Origin of the sequence: Paenibacillus wynnii, assembly GCF_030812855.1 — a bacterium.
GTDB lineage: Bacteria > Bacillota > Bacilli > Paenibacillales > Paenibacillaceae > Paenibacillus_AQ > Paenibacillus_AQ wynnii_A.
In genome coordinates this window covers 187,410-202,856 of record NZ_JAUSTK010000007.1, presented here as the reverse complement: position 1 = coordinate 202,856, position 15,447 = coordinate 187,410, and the positions used below count along the sequence as shown (strand labels likewise).

At 42.8% G+C, this 15,447-nt stretch carries 18 protein-coding genes and 2 tRNA genes; 18 read left to right on the top strand and 2 right to left on the bottom strand.

Annotated features, from left to right (window positions below; translation table 11 throughout):
- The first annotated feature begins 170 nt into the window (after positions 1–170).
- The 11 genes from rnpA to J2T20_RS09945 all read left to right on the top strand — a co-directional run bounded on the left by rnpA (position 171) and on the right by J2T20_RS09945 (position 11,053).
- Positions 171–521: a ribonuclease P protein component gene (rnpA, locus tag J2T20_RS09995; protein ID WP_307587919.1), complete on the top strand. Its 351-nt coding sequence runs from the start codon at positions 171–173 to the stop codon at positions 519–521.
- 86 nt (positions 522–607) lie between these two features.
- Positions 608–1,513, top strand: coding sequence for a YidC/Oxa1 family membrane protein insertase (locus tag J2T20_RS09990; RefSeq protein WP_307587917.1), 906 nt, complete (start codon positions 608–610; stop codon positions 1,511–1,513).
- Complete coding sequence (jag, locus tag J2T20_RS09985) at positions 1,510–2,241, top strand: RNA-binding cell elongation regulator Jag/EloR (RefSeq protein WP_307587915.1); 732 nt, start codon at positions 1,510–1,512, stop codon at positions 2,239–2,241. Before J2T20_RS09990 ends, jag begins: the two co-directional genes overlap by 4 nt.
- Before the next feature lie 115 nt (positions 2,242–2,356).
- Positions 2,357–3,733 carry a tRNA uridine-5-carboxymethylaminomethyl(34) synthesis GTPase MnmE gene (mnmE, locus tag J2T20_RS09980; RefSeq protein WP_307587913.1) on the top strand — a complete coding sequence of 459 codons (1,377 nt, stop codon included), beginning with the start codon at positions 2,357–2,359 and terminating at the stop codon, positions 3,731–3,733.
- A gap of 50 nt (positions 3,734–3,783) precedes the next feature.
- Positions 3,784–5,670 (top strand): tRNA uridine-5-carboxymethylaminomethyl(34) synthesis enzyme MnmG, encoded by a 1,887-nt coding sequence (mnmG, locus tag J2T20_RS09975; protein WP_307587911.1) that lies wholly within the window; start codon positions 3,784–3,786, stop codon positions 5,668–5,670.
- A 3-nt stretch (positions 5,671–5,673) separates the two neighbouring features.
- On the top strand, positions 5,674–6,396 hold the full coding sequence (rsmG, locus tag J2T20_RS09970; protein WP_307587909.1) for a 16S rRNA (guanine(527)-N(7))-methyltransferase RsmG: 723 nt from the start codon (positions 5,674–5,676) through the stop codon (positions 6,394–6,396).
- Between the two features lie 314 nt (positions 6,397–6,710).
- Entirely contained in the window at positions 6,711–7,526 is an 816-nt protein-coding gene (gene noc, locus J2T20_RS09965) for a nucleoid occlusion protein (RefSeq protein WP_307587907.1), read from the top strand.
- A gap of 140 nt (positions 7,527–7,666) precedes the next feature.
- Positions 7,667–8,428 carry a ParA family protein gene (locus tag J2T20_RS09960; protein ID WP_307587905.1) on the top strand — a complete coding sequence of 254 codons (762 nt, stop codon included), beginning with the start codon at positions 7,667–7,669 and terminating at the stop codon, positions 8,426–8,428.
- Positions 8,421–9,263 (top strand): ParB/RepB/Spo0J family partition protein, encoded by an 843-nt coding sequence (locus J2T20_RS09955; RefSeq protein ID WP_307587903.1) that lies wholly within the window; start codon positions 8,421–8,423, stop codon positions 9,261–9,263. The genes J2T20_RS09960 and J2T20_RS09955 overlap by 8 nt, the downstream gene beginning before the upstream one ends.
- Positions 9,264–9,368: 105 nt before the next feature.
- The gene (locus J2T20_RS09950; RefSeq protein WP_307587901.1) at positions 9,369–10,532 is read left to right on the top strand and encodes an aminotransferase class V-fold PLP-dependent enzyme; all 1,164 of its coding nucleotides are present in this window, start codon (positions 9,369–9,371) and stop codon (positions 10,530–10,532) included.
- Between the two features lie 20 nt (positions 10,533–10,552).
- On the top strand, positions 10,553–11,053 hold the full coding sequence (locus J2T20_RS09945; RefSeq protein WP_307587899.1) for a DUF4446 family protein: 501 nt from the start codon (positions 10,553–10,555) through the stop codon (positions 11,051–11,053).
- Here the strand turns inward: J2T20_RS09945 and yyaC are convergent.
- Complete coding sequence (gene yyaC / locus J2T20_RS09940) at positions 11,025–11,636, bottom strand: spore protease YyaC (protein ID WP_307587897.1); 612 nt, start codon at positions 11,634–11,636, stop codon at positions 11,025–11,027. The two genes, J2T20_RS09945 and yyaC, sit on opposite strands and share 29 nt — an antisense overlap.
- Before the next feature lie 133 nt (positions 11,637–11,769).
- Here yyaC and J2T20_RS09935 point away from each other — a divergent pair, with 133 nt between their 5' ends.
- From J2T20_RS09935 to J2T20_RS09910, 6 genes are all read left to right on the top strand, one after another.
- Complete coding sequence (locus tag J2T20_RS09935) at positions 11,770–12,024, top strand: DUF3343 domain-containing protein (protein WP_307587895.1); 255 nt, start codon at positions 11,770–11,772, stop codon at positions 12,022–12,024.
- Positions 12,025–12,039: 15 nt separating this feature from the next.
- Positions 12,040–12,918, top strand: coding sequence for a mechanosensitive ion channel family protein (locus J2T20_RS09930; RefSeq protein WP_307587893.1), 879 nt, complete (start codon positions 12,040–12,042; stop codon positions 12,916–12,918).
- A 126-nt stretch (positions 12,919–13,044) separates the two neighbouring features.
- Complete coding sequence (locus J2T20_RS09925; RefSeq protein WP_307587954.1) at positions 13,045–13,254, top strand: DUF951 domain-containing protein; 210 nt, start codon at positions 13,045–13,047, stop codon at positions 13,252–13,254.
- Positions 13,255–13,300: 46 nt separating this feature from the next.
- Positions 13,301–13,391: transfer RNA gene (locus tag J2T20_RS09920), tRNA-Ser, on the top strand.
- A 341-nt stretch (positions 13,392–13,732) separates the two neighbouring features.
- Positions 13,733–14,254 (top strand): serine O-acetyltransferase, encoded by a 522-nt coding sequence (locus tag J2T20_RS09915; protein WP_307587891.1) that lies wholly within the window; start codon positions 13,733–13,735, stop codon positions 14,252–14,254.
- Between the two features lie 47 nt (positions 14,255–14,301).
- A tRNA-Ser gene (locus J2T20_RS09910) sits at positions 14,302–14,390 on the top strand.
- Positions 14,391–14,750: 360 nt separating this feature from the next.
- On the opposite strand, the gene J2T20_RS09905 is transcribed toward J2T20_RS09910, so the two are convergent.
- On the bottom strand, positions 14,751–14,948 hold the full coding sequence (locus tag J2T20_RS09905) for a YjzC family protein (protein ID WP_036651758.1): 198 nt from the start codon (positions 14,946–14,948) through the stop codon (positions 14,751–14,753).
- Positions 14,949–15,162: 214 nt separating this feature from the next.
- Here J2T20_RS09905 and rpsF point away from each other — a divergent pair, with 214 nt between their 5' ends.
- Entirely contained in the window at positions 15,163–15,447 is a 285-nt protein-coding gene (gene rpsF, locus J2T20_RS09900; protein WP_036651761.1) for a 30S ribosomal protein S6, read from the top strand.

Genomic DNA, 15,447 nt, shown 5'->3' with positions numbered 1-15,447 from the left:
TTTGTGGGGATATTTCATTTAAGAATAGGAATTTCAGTATTCTTCATTAAAAAAGAGGTAGGAAGATGATCCATCGTCTGAAGCGTTTATCCCTAACCTTGAATGACTATACTAATTAGAAGGAAAAATTCCGGAGAGCTGTAATTCGGCTTTTAAATAAGGAGATTCTCGTGCGCAAAAGTTTACGATTACGAAACCGTTCCGACTTCAGCCGCGTATACCGCCATGGGAAGTCATTTGCGAATCATCAATTTGTAGTTTATTGGTTCAGCAAAAAAGAGGTGGAGCGATTCCGGCTGGGCGTGTCGGTCAGTAAGAAGGTCGGAAATGCAGTGGTCCGGAACCGAATGAGGAGATTGGTGAAGGAAATTGTCCGTCATCATGAAACTGAAATCGCTGATGGATTGGATATGGTTTTTATAGTAAGGAAAGGAGCTCTGGCAATGGAATATAAAGAGCTCGAAAAAAGTGCGCTGCATGTGCTGCGCAAAGCCAAGCTGTTAAAGGCTTCACGTAAATAAGTAGAGCTTAATAGGCTTGTTTATTTGTAGTGATTATTATGGTATGATTTACGGTGCAAAGGAATGTTTATGAGAGGGGTTTTAAAGTGTCTGTAATGAAGACTAGACGGGGAAAATGGATCCTCGTCATTGCTGTGTTAATGTTGTCGTTGCTTGTCTTGTCAGGATGCTCGTCGGCGACTACTGTGACGCACACAACGGAGGATTTGAAGACAGGGAGCTTCTGGCAAAGTAATGTAGTTTACTATTTTGCGTTGGCTCTTGATACGTTCGCTAAGTGGTTTAATGGGCAATATGGATTAGCCGTACTCGTGATGGTTATCATTGTCCGCACGCTGATTTTGCCGCTTACAATGAAACAAGTAAAAAGCTCGCGTGCGATGCAAGCCATTCAGCCGGAACTCCAGAAGATCCAGAAAAAATATAAAGACACACCTGAGAAGGTACAGCAAGAAACCATGAGATTGTTCCAGGAGAACAAAGTTAATCCTATGGCCGGCTGTCTTCCTTTAATTGTTCAAATGCCGATTTTTATCGCTCTCTACAACTCTATTTATTACAATCCAGACCTGCGGGAACATACTTTCCTGTGGTTGCAGCTTGGTGAACCGGATAAGTTGTTTATACTGCCGGTACTTGCTGCTCTGACAACATTTATCCAAACTAAAATGATGACCAAAATGAACCCGATGCAACAACAGGGTCCGATGCAGTTCATGATGATGATATACCCTGTTCTGATTTTCGTTATGTCTTACAATTTCCCAGCAGCGTTACCTTTGTACTGGGTATTCAGTAATATCTATACCATTGTTCAGAACTATTTCTTATACCGCAATAACGACAAGATCCAATTGGCTGTTGCAGGAGTTGGAACCGTCCAAGACGGTCCAAATCTAGTGAAGAGCAAGAATAATTCCAACAAAGGTACTGCAGGTGCTGCTAAGAATAGCAGCGGCAAAGGACCCAAGGAGGCCAAAAAGTCAAAATGAGCAAAGCCGTCGCGACAGGGAAAACCATTGAAGAAGCTGTAGAACGTGGACTTACTGAACTTAAAGTGAACAAGGACCGGGTAACGGTCAACGTACTAGAGCAACCGTCAAGAGGATTCCTGGGATTGATCGGTGTGAAGGCAGCAAAGGTGGAACTGACCTTACTGCCTGAAATTGCACCGCTCTCAGCGGCGAGTTCTCCGTCACTGCCTCAGCAGTCAACTAGAGAGAGCAAACAAGAGGTCGGCGGTGTGCCGCGGCAAGATTCCGGACATCCGGCAGAGGAAGCTTATCAAGAAGCAATCAACTTCATTGTTGATGTTGCGAAGAGCATGGGACTTATCGTAGAAGTAGAAATCGTCCATACTAAGGAATCAACTACTCTGCAAATATCAGGCCCCGATTTGGGATTACTGATTGGCAGAAGAGGACAAACTCTCGATGCTTTGCAATACTTGGCTAATATCGTAGCCAATAGATATTCGGACAGCTTCATCCGCTTAGTGTTAGATGCAGAAAATTTCCGGGATCGGCGTAAGAAAACGTTGGAAGAACTGGCTGATCGATTGGCTGGTCGCGTTGTTCGGACACGTAAGGAGGTTGTTCTTGAACCTATGTCACCACAAGAGCGCAAGATTATTCACTCTAGACTTCAGGATCACCGGCAAGTGAATACCCTGAGTAAAGGTGAAGATCCAAATCGTCGTGTCGTAATAACCTTGAAGTAAGACTAATATTGCTGCAATGACTCCTTGACCACTCTAAGGGGTCATTGTTTTTTTAGAATAGGCAAAAGATTTAACAACTAATAAGTTACAGATAGAGATAGGGGTGAATGATATCATGCTTAGTGACACTATTGCTGCTGTATCTACGGCGTTAGGTGAAGGAGGGATAGCCATCATCCGCGTGAGCGGTCCCGAGGCTATATCCCAAGTAGCACCTTTGTTCCGCAGCCGGATTCCACTGATTGAGGTAGAGTCTCACACGGTTCATTATGGGCATATTGTTAGCCCCGGTGATGGAGAAAATATAGAAGAAGTATTGGTAACTGTTATGAAAGCTCCACGGTCCTTTACCACAGAAGATGTTGTAGAGATTAGTGCTCATGGTGGGGTTATATCCGTTAGAAGAGTCATGGATCTGTTACTTCAGCAGGATATTCGACTCGCGGAACCAGGAGAGTTTACCAAACGGGCATTTTTAAATGGACGTATCGATTTGTCACAGGCGGAAGCTGTTATTGATCTGATTCGCTCTAAGTCGGATCGGGCCTTTTCTATTGCATTGAAGCAGGTAAGCGGCTCTTTGTCACAACGAATCCATGCTTTAAGACATAGTCTAATTGAGACCTTGGCTCATATTGAAGTGAATATTGATTACCCGGAGCATGATGTGGAATCCCTTACTTCAGAGTTCATTAAAACCAAAAGCCGTGAAGGAATGGATGGCATTAATAAGCTGCTTAAGACAGCAAATGAAGGTAAAATTCTACGTGAGGGTATCACAACAGCTATTATTGGCCGACCCAATGTAGGTAAATCCTCATTGCTAAATGCTCTTGCCCGTGACAATAAAGCCATCGTGACCGATATTCCAGGAACGACCAGAGATGTTATTGAAGAGTACGTTACCATTAATAATATACCGCTTAAGCTGCTTGATACTGCCGGGATACGGGAAACGATGGACGTGGTTGAGAAAATTGGTGTTGAACGCTCAAGAGCTGCTTTTAGTGAGGCGGACCTAATTCTGCTAGTACTAAATGCTAATGAACCTCTTCATGAGGATGAATTGGCTTTAATGGAACAAATCAGCGGTAGACAAGTCTTAGTGATCATGAATAAAATGGACTTACCGTCCAAACTGGACCAGGAAGTTCTGCTTCGATATTTTGAATCTACAAATATAGTGCCTATGTCTGTTATTGAAGAGGAAGGTCTCGATAAACTGGAGGACGCCATTTCTACACTCTTTTTCGGCGGCAAGCTTGAATCGGGCGACTTGACATATGTTAGTAACGTTAGACATATTGCTTTGCTTAAAAAAGCGTATCAATCTCTTCAAGATGCATATGAAGCTGCTGATCTGCTTGTCCCTATTGATATGATACAGATAGATGTACGCCTAGCCTGGGAGCAACTTGGTGAGATTGTAGGGGATACTGCTGCGGATTCACTGCTTGATCAGATTTTCTCACAATTTTGTTTAGGTAAATAACATTAATTAGAAGCATTGCTTCATAAACCACATTTAGGAGGAGACAGGACATGAGTTATGATGGAGGCAACTATGACGTAATCGTCATTGGCGCCGGTCATGCCGGCTGCGAAGCAGCACTGGCAGCAGCTCGGATGGGCTGCAATACGCTGATGATTACAATTAACCTGGATATGGTTGCATTTATGCCCTGCAATCCATCCATAGGCGGACCTGCCAAAGGTCATGTAGTGCGCGAAATTGATGCGCTCGGTGGAGAAATGGGTCGCAATATAGATAAGACCTTCATTCAACTACGTATGCTGAACACAGGAAAAGGCCCGGCAGTTCATGCTCTGCGTGCACAAGCCGATAAGTTTCTCTATCAGCATGCGATGAAAGAAACGATGGAAAAAACACCAAACCTAACTTTACGCCAAGGAATGGTTGAAACGCTGATTGTAGAAGATGGACGTTGTGCCGGTGTTGTCACCAAAACCGGAACTTCCTATCATAGTAAAACGGTTATTTTAACCACCGGAACTTATCTACGGGGCAAGGTTATCATGGGTGAACTGACCTACGAGAGCGGACCAAACAACCAACAGCCTTCCGTTCGATTGGCTGAAAATTTGCGTGAATTAGGTTTTGATCTGGTTCGATTTAAGACCGGTACGCCACCTCGCGTGCATAGAGACACCATTGATTTTACTAAAACTGAAATTCAACCGGGAGACGACAAGCCTAAATTTTTCTCCTTTGAGACGAAGTCTTCCCAGAATGAACAGCTCCCATGCTGGTTAACCTATACATCTGAAGTCACACACCAGATCATTAATGATAACCTGCACCGAGCACCTATGTTCACAGGAATTATTGAAGGAACCGGTCCGCGTTACTGCCCTTCTATTGAAGATAAAGTAGTGCGTTTTAGTGATAAATCCAAGCATCAAATCTTTCTGGAGCCAGAAGGAAAAAACACATCGGAATACTATGTACAAGGGTTGTCCACCAGTCTTCCTGAAGATGTGCAGCTAGCCATTCTTCGGTCTATCCCGGGGATGGAGAAGGTAGAAATGATGCGTAATGGTTACGCTATTGAGTATGATGCTATGGTTCCAACTCAGCTATGGCCTTCACTAGAAACCAAACGTCTCCCAGGCTTGTTTACAGCCGGGCAAATTAATGGCACCTCCGGTTATGAGGAAGCAGCGGGACAGGGTGTTATGGCTGGTATTAATGCAGCCCGTAAAGTACAAGATAAAGAACCAATCGTTCTTGATCGTTCACAAGGATATATTGGTGTATTAATAGATGACCTAGTTACAAAAGGAACTAATGAACCTTACCGCTTACTCACTTCCCGTGCGGAATATCGTCTATTGCTGCGTCATGACAATGCAGACTTGCGCTTAACTCCTATTGGTTATGACATTGGTCTGATCCCTCAGCAACGTTATGATATCTTTAGCGAGAAAAAGGAACGGGTAGATCAAGAAGTGAAAAGACTACAAGAAACAAAAGTGAAGCCTGTTGAGGTTAACTCCATATTAGAAGGAATGCAATCTGCATCTATTGTAGATGGAAGCAACTTGCTTACACTAATGCGTCGTCCGGAGTTAGACTATAGCTTCGTTGATGCAGTGTCACCTTCACCGGTTGAATTGGACGAGGAAATGAAAGAACAGGTAGGCATTCAAATCAAGTATGCGGGTTACATTGAAAAGCAACTGCAGCATGTTGAGCGTTTGCAAAAGATGGAGAAGAAGAAAATACCGGATGATATCGATTATACGGATATACACGGACTGGCTATTGAAGCAAAACAAAAGCTCACCAAAATCCGTCCGATATCTATCGGTCAAGCCTCACGGATCTCTGGGGTAACACCCGCAGATGTATCCATTCTTCTCGTTTACTTGGAACACTATAATCGGGTTACGGCGGCGAAAGGATAAATAATGGATGCTACAGTAATACAATTCACACAGCTTTTGCAAGACAAAGGAATTACCCTTACACCTTTACAACTGGAACAATTTGAGACCTATTATAAGGAATTAGTATCTTGGAATGAAAAGATGAATCTTACGGGGATAACTGAGAGGGATCAGGTATATACAAAACATTTTTATGATTCTATATCCTTAGCTTTTCACTTTAAGTTCAACGATATAAAGAGTATGGCGGATATCGGCTCAGGTGCTGGATTCCCGGGGATTCCTCTAAAGATATGTTTCCCGCATCTTAAGTTAACCATTGTTGATTCTCTGAGCAAAAGAATATCTTTCCTCCAGCATGTATCTAATGAGCTTAAGCTGGATGAAGTACAATTGATACACGGCCGGGCTGAAGATGTGGCTCGCCAATCCGGACATCGAGATGCCTATGATTTGGTTACCGCCCGCGCTGTAGCCAGACTTGCACTGTTGAATGAGTTTTGTCTTCCATTTGTTCGCAAGGATGGATGGTTTGCAGCTATGAAAGGCAGTGATCCATCAGAGGAATTGGCAGAAGCAAAATACAGCCTTAAAGAATTACGTGGACGCTTAGAGAAAGTGGAGTCTTTTAGTCTGCCTGTCGAAGAGTCGGCTCGTCATATTATTTTGATTCAAAAAACGGGAGTAACACCGGCAAAATATCCGCGTAAAGCTGGCTTACCAGCCAAATCACCCTTGATCTAAATGTTTCACGTGAAACAATATTTGCATATGAAAAAGGTTGAAAGAGCACTTCTACCATGGTTCTTCATGGATGAGGTGCTCTTTTTTTGAATAAAACGGTTTGTGCTCAGGCAGGAAAAAATGGTCCTCATGGAGAATAGGATTATGAGTAGAAAAGTGATAGAATGATAGAGTAGGTCAAGAAATGCGTAGATCCGCTGCTCTTTGGAAATTTACATAGAGTAGCAGACTGTTCTGAAGCCGTACGATGTGCTTTTCCCGGGTTGAAGGTCAAGAAGATCGTACTATAACGAAATTAGGTGGTTATGAACGGAATGAAAGATCAATTCACCAAACTTTTTGGATTCACTGAGCGGAGCAGCGGAGAAGAAATCAAACAGATCCCAGTTCATGAAGTTATCAGCAGTCCATATCAGCCTCGGACCATTTTTGATGATGATAAGATAGATGAGCTATGCCAGACTATTAAAACGCATGGAGTAATTCAGCCTATAGTTGTGCGTATGCGTGACTCACAGTATGAGATTATTGCCGGGGAACGACGCTGGCGTGCGGTTAAAAAGCTGGGCATGGAGACGATTCCCGCGATTGTTCGTGAATTCAATAATTCACAGGCTGCGTCTATTGCACTCATTGAAAATCTGCAGCGAGAGGGCTTGACCTCTATTGAAGAAGCCTTCGCTTATCAGAAGCTGATAGATCTTCATAACCTTACTCAGGAAAGCTTGGCACAAAGACTTGGGAAAAGTCAGTCAACCATTGCCAATAAGATTCGTCTACTTCAACTGCCTGAACAAGTAAAGACAGCATTGATGGAACGTAAGATCACAGAGAGACATGCGAGATCGCTTTTATCTTTGGACAGTGAAGAAATGCAATTAAAGGTCTTGGCAGAAATCATCACAAAAGAACTAAATGTAAAACAAACAGAAGCTCGAATAGCATTTTACAAAGAAGTTACCAAAAACAAAAAATCAAAACGGATCTCCTTTACCAAGGATGTTCGTCTAGCTCTGAATACAATTCGTCAATCCATTGATATGGTCTCAGGCTCGGGTCTGGAAATTAAGACATCAGAGAATGACCGCGGAGATCATTACGAGATAGTCATTCAAATCCCAAAAAGATAAATGTTATCAAAGCTGAAGGCGGCCCTGAGGTGAACGGCCGCTTTTTTCATGGCTTGGCTCCTGTTATACTTACACTCAAAAAATATAAGCAGATATAACGACCTACAGAAGATTGTTCCTAACTATTCGAGGTGAATGAAGTGTCCAAGATTATTGCCATAGCAAATCAAAAAGGCGGTGTCGGTAAAACAACGACCTCTGTAAATCTAGGTGCCGGTATGGCAACTCTAGGGAAGAGAGTTCTTCTTGTTGATATCGATCCACAAGGCAACACGACCAGTGGGGTTGGCGTCAATAAAGCGGATGTAGCAAACTGCATATATGACATTTTAATTAATGAAGTGGATCCAGCAGAAACGATTTTAGAAACCATGATTGATGGATTGCATATCATTCCAGCCACAATACAGCTGGCAGGGGCGGAAATTGAATTAGTATCCACTATATCTAGAGAATTACGTCTAAAAAAGGCCTTGAATGCGGTTAAAGGGAATTATGATTACGTAATCATTGATTGTCCACCTTCTCTGGGAATTTTAACCATTAACTCACTTACAGCAGCAGACTCCGTAATTATTCCAATACAGTGTGAGTACTACGCGCTGGAAGGACTTAGCCAGTTACTAAACACCGTTCGATTAGTCCAGAAAAATCTAAACCCTCATCTAATGATAGAAGGGGTATTATTAACCATGCTTGATGCCCGTACCAATCTAGGGATTCAAGTAATAGAAGAGGTAAAGAAGTATTTTCAAGAAAAGGTATATCGGACGATTATTCCTCGTAATATCCGTCTAAGTGAGGCACCCTCTCATGGACAGTCGATCATCACCTATGACCCCCGTTCCAAAGGAGCGGAAGTATATCTAGAGTTGGCGAAGGAAGTGATATCTTATGAGTAAACGTTTGGGAAAAGGACTTGATGCACTTATTCCATCCTTATCCATTAACGAAGATGATAAGGTAGTGGAGATTCCACTTGGACAACTTCGCGCCAATCCCTATCAGCCCCGTAAGGATTTTAATGAAGAGGCGATTCAAGAGTTAGCTGAATCTATCCGTCAGCATGGCGTAATACAGCCTATCATCGTAAGAAGTGTACTGAAAGGTTATGAAATCATTGCTGGTGAACGCAGATTCCGAGCTTCCCAATATTGTGGGAAAGCGACGATCCCGGCAGTTGTAAGAAGTCTCAGTGACCAGCAGGTTATGGAGATTGCACTCATTGAGAATTTACAGCGTGAGAACCTAAATGCAATGGAAATTGCAGTAGCCTATCAAGGCTTAATGGATCAGTTCTCACTTACACAAGAAGAGCTTTCACTTAAGGTGGGGAAATCGAGACCACATATCGCTAACTTTCTGCGACTACTTACTTTACCCGAAGAGGTTAAAGATTATGTTTCACGTGGAACAATTTCGATGGGTCACGCCCGCGCAATAGTGGCTTTGAAAGATGTAGAATTAGTGAAGCAACTTGCAGACCAATGTGTTGAACAACAGTGGAGTGTTAGAGAACTTGAAGAAACGGTAAAGAACCTTGATCGTAAACCTGCTAATGGAATAAAAGCCAAGATCGTAAAACGTGATCCTTACATTGATAATGTTGAAGAAACATTACGTGAAAGATTCAAAACTACGGTCAAAATAAAACAGGGCAAAGAAAAAGGTAAAATCGAACTTAATTATTACAGTTCTCAAGACTTAGAAAGACTTTTGGAGTTATTGGGGAATTAATAAATGGATGAACTTAGAACATATCCTGAGATATCCGTACCGGATAGCGAAGGATATGTTTTTTAAACGAAAAGTGTTGAAAAAGTATACAGAGGGGGGATCGAGTTGACAGAACTCCTGTACTTGGATCATGCAGCTACTTCATGGCCTAAACCACCGGAGGTAGCAGAGGCGATGTTGAATGCCCTAAATGTATCCGGAGCAAATGCTGGTAGAGGGAATCATACCCTAGCGATGGGGGCGGGAAGAGTGCTTGTAAGAGCGCGGAGTGTGCTCGCTGAACTTTTTGCAATTGCAAATGCACAGGATATCGCCTTCACACATAATACAACGGTAGCTTTAAATATGGCTATTAAAGGAAGTTTAGGCAGAGGAGATCATGTCATTTCCACAATGTCTGAACACAACTCTGTTCGTAGACCACTGGAATATTTACGTAGAACCATAGGGATCACCATTGATTATTTACAAGTTGATGAAGAAGGACGTCTTGATTTACGGGAGTTGCAGCAAGCTTTTAAACCAAACACAAAAATGGTTATTTGCAGCCATAGTTCAAATCTTCTTGGAAGTATTTTGCCTATAGGAGATATAGGTGATATATCGAAATCTCATGGGGCAATTTTTTTGGTGGATGCAGCTCAGAGTGCAGGATCTTTGGATATCAATGTGGGAACAATGAATATCGATCTTCTTGCTTTTCCCGGACATAAAGGGCTGCTTGGCCCGCAAGGAACAGGGGGGCTTTATATTTCTCCGCGAGTAGACCTGGAACCATTAGTACATGGGGGTACAGGGAGCCAGTCGGAGAATAGTGAACAACCATCCGTGCGCCCGGACAGATATGAAGCAGGCACTCAAAACACGGTAGGGATTGCTGGTCTTTTGGCAGGTGTGCAAAAGGTGAAGGCAATTGGACTAGATCCTATTCATGAACGGGAATGGGAGCTGACGCAAATGTTGATGGAGGGACTGGCTGGTATTCCAGGGATAAGATTACTTGGCCCGGCACTTGGAAGTCCCCGGACCGGTATTGTTTCATTTGTAATTCAAGGGCAGGAGTCTGCACAAATTGCTCACCGATTGGATAGAGAATATCAAATAGCAGTTCGTGCAGGACTGCATTGTACCCCTTTGGCACATAAAGCTGTTAACACGCTCGAAAGTGGTGCTGTAAGAGCTAGTGTGGGTGTAAGTTCGACTAAGGGGGATATTAGTAGAATGCTGGCCGCTATGGATGATTTATATGGTAAAGGTAGTTACAGATAATATAGAAGGATGGTCAACCCATGTCTGAACTGAATCAATTCATAAATGAGCAATTGTCGTGGTTTATTATAGGTTTTTCCGGTTTTATTGCTTTGTTGCTAATCATCGTGCTTCTCCAAGGAAGTAAGCTCCGTAAGATGAAGCGCAGGTATGAGGCTATGATGACTGAGAGCGGAGTAGAGGATCTGGAAGGCCTACTTGTACAACTGAGAAATCAAGGTGATATGCTGGAGGAAGAACAACGGAAGCATAAAGACATTCTGCAATCGGCACAGGAAAAAATTCGTGGAATGAAATCAAATGTCGCGATGAAACGTTACAATGCATTTGGAGAACGCGGAAATGACCTCAGCTTTTCAATGGCAATCATTGACGATAACCGTAATGGAGTAGTGCTTACAAGTTTGCATAACCGTGAGAACTCATATATATATTCGAAACCCTTATTAGCGGGAGAGTCACAGTACTCTCTTTCTCCTGAAGAAAAAGAGGTTATAGCTCTCGCGCTGCAGCGGGTTTAGAAGAATGTTGGTGCCATTGCTTCAATGCTGAATAGAGGCTGGAAGCAATAATGTCCGATAAACGCATAACTAAGCTTAATCTGGTGTTTTGAAGTACAAAGTATTCCATAAAGCCGCCGACATTGACGATTCCCGTTAAGTGGATATTGCCGACCGGCGGCAATTGTTTGTTTACACCTGCACCGGGTTTCAGCGGACCTTCAACTACCTGGATACACCCAACGCTGGTTGAATGTCCAAGGCAAGCATCAATACCTATTATGAAAGGGTTAATATATTTCTGGTTAATAAGAGCTAAAGTCTCTTCAAGATTAACGGCATGGACAGGCTCTTCCAGAGTTCCATACAAATGAAACAACGGACTATGGAAACGAGACAAAGCCGTCCCGACCAAAGGGCCGAGAGAGTCGCCTGTAGAACGGTCTGTACCGATACAAACAATAACAATTTGAGTCCCTGGACGAGTGCGTGAAAAATGGAAAAGTAATCTGTGGATGATCGCTGAATAGATTTCGGGATCAGCATGTGATATTTTTAAACCAGAAGGTTCTTCCAAAGGTGAGGTATTTGAAGAATAAGTCATGTCATCTTCCTTTCCAGGCTAATTCTATTTCGTTGATATATGTTTCCTTCTAATATCTAGTATATGGATGAAAGAGCCATTTTATACTTGGGTCGAATAGAGATAGGACAAGAAACCTAATGGGGGCGTTGTAATGGATAATGAGATGTTAATTGCTTTTGACTCTACCCAGCAGGCGCTTCGCGCTGAAATGCTGCTTGAATATGCAGAGATCGAGATTGATATCTTTCCGACACCCAAAGAGATCACGGCTGGATGTGCGATGTCGATTCAATTTTTCCAGTCAGGACTTGAAGAAGTGAAAAAAATAGTGGTAGAGCAGGACATTGAAATCCGTGGGATCTTCAGCAAAAATGTAATGGAGGGTTACACATTGGTTTGGGAATAAGGAGGAGAGGAGTTAATGAATATGCGGTTGCTCGAAAACACTTCGCCTGAGCAGGCAGTGAAGCAAGCTCTCCAGTTCAAGGACAAGCTTTGGAACTGGCTAACCGATGTCGATATGTGGATGCATGTACTCTTTTCAGGAATACGGATCATAATCATACTCATACTATCCAGAATAATTATAAGAGTAGTCGATAATATGATTGACCGTTCTCTACAGCGTAAGGCTAGTACGCGGTTGTTAACTAATAGCCGAAGGTTTCAAACCGTAGGTGAACTGCTGAAGAATGTAGTGTCGATCATTTGTAATTTTGTTGTGGTTTTTCTTATATTATCAGAGTTTAACTTTAATCTCGGGCCTTTAGTGGCTGGAGCTGGTGTATTAGGATTAGCCGTAGGTTTCGGTGCACAAAGTCTCGTTAAGGATGTTATTACCGGATTCTTTATTATCCTGGAGGATCAATTCGCCGTTGGGGATGTCATTCAGACGGGTACTTACAAGGGAACTGTAGAAATGATCGGTTTGCGCACGACCCGGCTGCTTAGCAGTACTGGTGAAGTACATATAATCCCGAATGGTACCATTATCAATGTGACGAATTATTCGCTAGCTAATGCACTGGCAGTGGTTGATGTTCCTGTAAAAATAGAACGGGGCCTGGAGGCTACTCTGGGAATAATAGGTGAGGCTCTCAGGGGGATTGAAGAGCGCAATGAGAGTATATTAGCTTATCCAAGTGTGCTGGGGATACAGTCCATGAGTACTTCAGAATATGTTATACGGGTGGCCGTTAGCTGTATGCCAAATGCTCGTGATGTAGCTGAACGTCAAATCCAAAGCGATATCAAGCAAGCGCTGGAGCGGCAGGGTGGCTTAGAGACAGGGCAGGTATGACCATTTATCTGCTTGGTTAGAAAAGGGCGCATACAGACTCCTAGGGGCAATACAGCTCATTGACCTAGGCATGGTCTGTAAGCCGTAAGTATGGGAAAGAGATCAGGAGAAGGGGCGATTAATGTGGTGGAGCGGAAGACCTTCCAGTTAGGTGATGTCGTGCAGATGAAAAAGCAGCATCCATGCGGCACGAATGAGATGGAAATTATCCGTATGGGAATGGATATCCGGATAAAATGTACAGGGTGTCAGCATAGCGTCTTGATTCCCCGGGCAAAATTTGAGAAAAATATGAAGAAGGTTCTACGATCGGCAGAAGGTCCGTTAGGGCAATAATTAACTTGCAAATGAACATGCTCCATGATACAATAATTCTTGCTGCGGAGAGGTACCCAAGAGGCCCAAGGGGGCTGACTCGAAATCAGTTAGGCGTGTCACAGCGTGCGTGGGTTCGAATCCCACCCTCTCCGCCATCTCTAGTTATTATACATAATCGTCGATGGTGCGTACCTAGATGATTCCTGATACCTAACTAATTAACCTTCTACATGAAATTCATGTAGGAGGTTTTTCTTATGAATGCAAGGAAAATGGACAAGCGAACAGGTGAAAGAGCAACTCATCATTAAATTAATAGACTACTCAGGCATGATTATACAAATAAGTGGTAATGTATGGTTGATTATTGTTTAAAAATAAAATAAATTATTTATTGTATTCAGCAAAATGGTGATATTGTATATGTAAACCAGGCTTTATAGAGGTTATTGTCATACAATGGAAGTAGATTCTAAAAGAGGAGGAGGACGACAAAATGATTAGATCATTCAAAACGGACTTGAAAGCCAATCGCAAGAATCCACAAACGATTATGGTTCTGTTTACGTATCGCTTTGGTAACTGGGTACATTACCAGTTAAAAAGCAAAGTAGTAAAGAAGCCGCTATGGATGCTCTATAAGCTGATGGACTTAGCTTTTGTCCGAATCCTTTCTAATGGAGAATTACATGCACAAGCAAAGATCGGTGACGCGCTTCATCTGCCGCATGGCCTAAACGGTATCATCATTAGCCATAAAGCGGTGATCGGCAGAAATGCTACTATCTTTCATCAAGTCACTATTGGCGGCAGAAATAGCTTAGGTGAACCCGTTATCGGTGATAGAGCCTTTATTGGTGTGGGTTCCAAGATCCTTGGTCCCGTATTCATTGGCGATGACGTAAACATTGGTGCCATGTCCGTAGTTGTTAAAGATGTGCCTAACAATGCTTCTGCTGTAGGTATTCCGGCAAGAAACCTATTGCGCGATGAACCTAAACAAGCAAATACTAGATAATACGTAGAATGATATGAGCAAATGCAAATGATTTCAAAGGGTCCTGCGGAGAGGTGCTCAAGGCTCAAGGGGGCTGACTCGAAATAAGTTAGGTCTGTCACAGCGTGCGTGGGTTTGAATCCCACCCTCTCCGCCATCTTTACTCTAAATAACAAATAATCAATCCTTCGTCTCTAAGGTGGGGGATTTTTTGATGTTTATAGCACTGTTGAAGTTAATACAACAAAAGGAGGGCCCCTTTCGGGACCCTCCTTAGAGGCAGTACATTAATGATGTTGGAATTTCTCTGTATAAGCCGCTAATGTTACAGGACTGCTCAGGAGTATTGCTTTTTTAAGACAATACTCTTATTACACTTCCTTGCTGACAATAGGTGCCAAATCAGAATTCCTGTGTTCGTGTTCGACTAAAACGTCCAACGGAACCACACCTCTCTTTTGTACTGCCTGAGAATAGTATGGGTCGAACTGCTAAAGTTTATACATGAACACCTAAATTAGTGCACCCGAGCCTTCTCAGCCTTTTTCCACTTGCGGTTCTTGTTAGTTGTATGAGGAAAGGTGTCGCCCTTTTCCATTTCAATACGGTTTGGATGTGTGATTTGAGTATGGAAGCTTCGTGCTTCTCCCACTTCCGTATAAATTCCGGGATTTGGTGCCTTATCGCCTGCTTCATATTCAGTTTTTTCGCCCATGATATCCCTCCTTTCTGTAGAAAATGATACCCCCTATATTGTGTGTTCCCAGAGTGATCTTCATGTACTAAACCGGGTGGATATTAAAGACTGTATAATATAACTTGCATTGGCTTGTACTTTTTGGTATATTAATATGGTGCGAGTTTGTGTTTGTGCTCGTTCCTTGCTCCTAACGTGTTTAGGGGCCTCAGACCATAAGGAGGTGAAAATTATGCGCAAATATGAAGTGATGTACATTATTCGTCCTGACATTGAGCAAGAAGTCGTTCAAGCAGCAGTCGAAAAATTCCAAGGCATCATCTCCAATGGCGGGGAAATTACAAAGCACGATGTGCAAGGTAAACGCCGTCTTGCGTATGAGATCAAGAAATTCCGTGATGGATTCTACGTTTTGGTTAACTTTACTGCAGAACCTGCAGTAGTTACTGAATTAGAACGTCTCATGAAGATTTCTGACGAAGTTATTCGTTATCTCATTACGAACGATGTAGCTTAA

Coding starts and splice junctions, on each gene's coding strand:
- jag (WP_307587915.1), top strand. CDS start 1,510: ATGAGCAAAGCCGTCGCGACAGGGAAAACCATTGAAGAAGCTGTAGAA.
- mnmE (WP_307587913.1), top strand. CDS start 2,357: ATGCTTAGTGACACTATTGCTGCTGTATCTACGGCGTTAGGTGAAGGA.
- mnmG (WP_307587911.1), top strand. CDS start 3,784: ATGAGTTATGATGGAGGCAACTATGACGTAATCGTCATTGGCGCCGGT.
- rsmG (WP_307587909.1), top strand. CDS start 5,674: ATGGATGCTACAGTAATACAATTCACACAGCTTTTGCAAGACAAAGGA.
- noc (WP_307587907.1), top strand. CDS start 6,711: ATGAAAGATCAATTCACCAAACTTTTTGGATTCACTGAGCGGAGCAGC.
- J2T20_RS09955 (WP_307587903.1), top strand. CDS start 8,421: ATGAGTAAACGTTTGGGAAAAGGACTTGATGCACTTATTCCATCCTTA.
- J2T20_RS09945 (WP_307587899.1), top strand. CDS start 10,553: ATGTCTGAACTGAATCAATTCATAAATGAGCAATTGTCGTGGTTTATT.
- yyaC (WP_307587897.1), bottom strand. CDS start 11,636: ATGACTTATTCTTCAAATACCTCACCTTTGGAAGAACCTTCTGGTTTA.
- J2T20_RS09935 (WP_307587895.1), top strand. CDS start 11,770: ATGGATAATGAGATGTTAATTGCTTTTGACTCTACCCAGCAGGCGCTT.
- J2T20_RS09930 (WP_307587893.1), top strand. CDS start 12,040: ATGAATATGCGGTTGCTCGAAAACACTTCGCCTGAGCAGGCAGTGAAG.
- J2T20_RS09915 (WP_307587891.1), top strand. CDS start 13,733: ATGATTAGATCATTCAAAACGGACTTGAAAGCCAATCGCAAGAATCCA.
- J2T20_RS09905 (WP_036651758.1), bottom strand. CDS start 14,948: ATGGGCGAAAAAACTGAATATGAAGCAGGCGATAAGGCACCAAATCCC.
- rpsF (WP_036651761.1), top strand. CDS start 15,163: ATGCGCAAATATGAAGTGATGTACATTATTCGTCCTGACATTGAGCAA.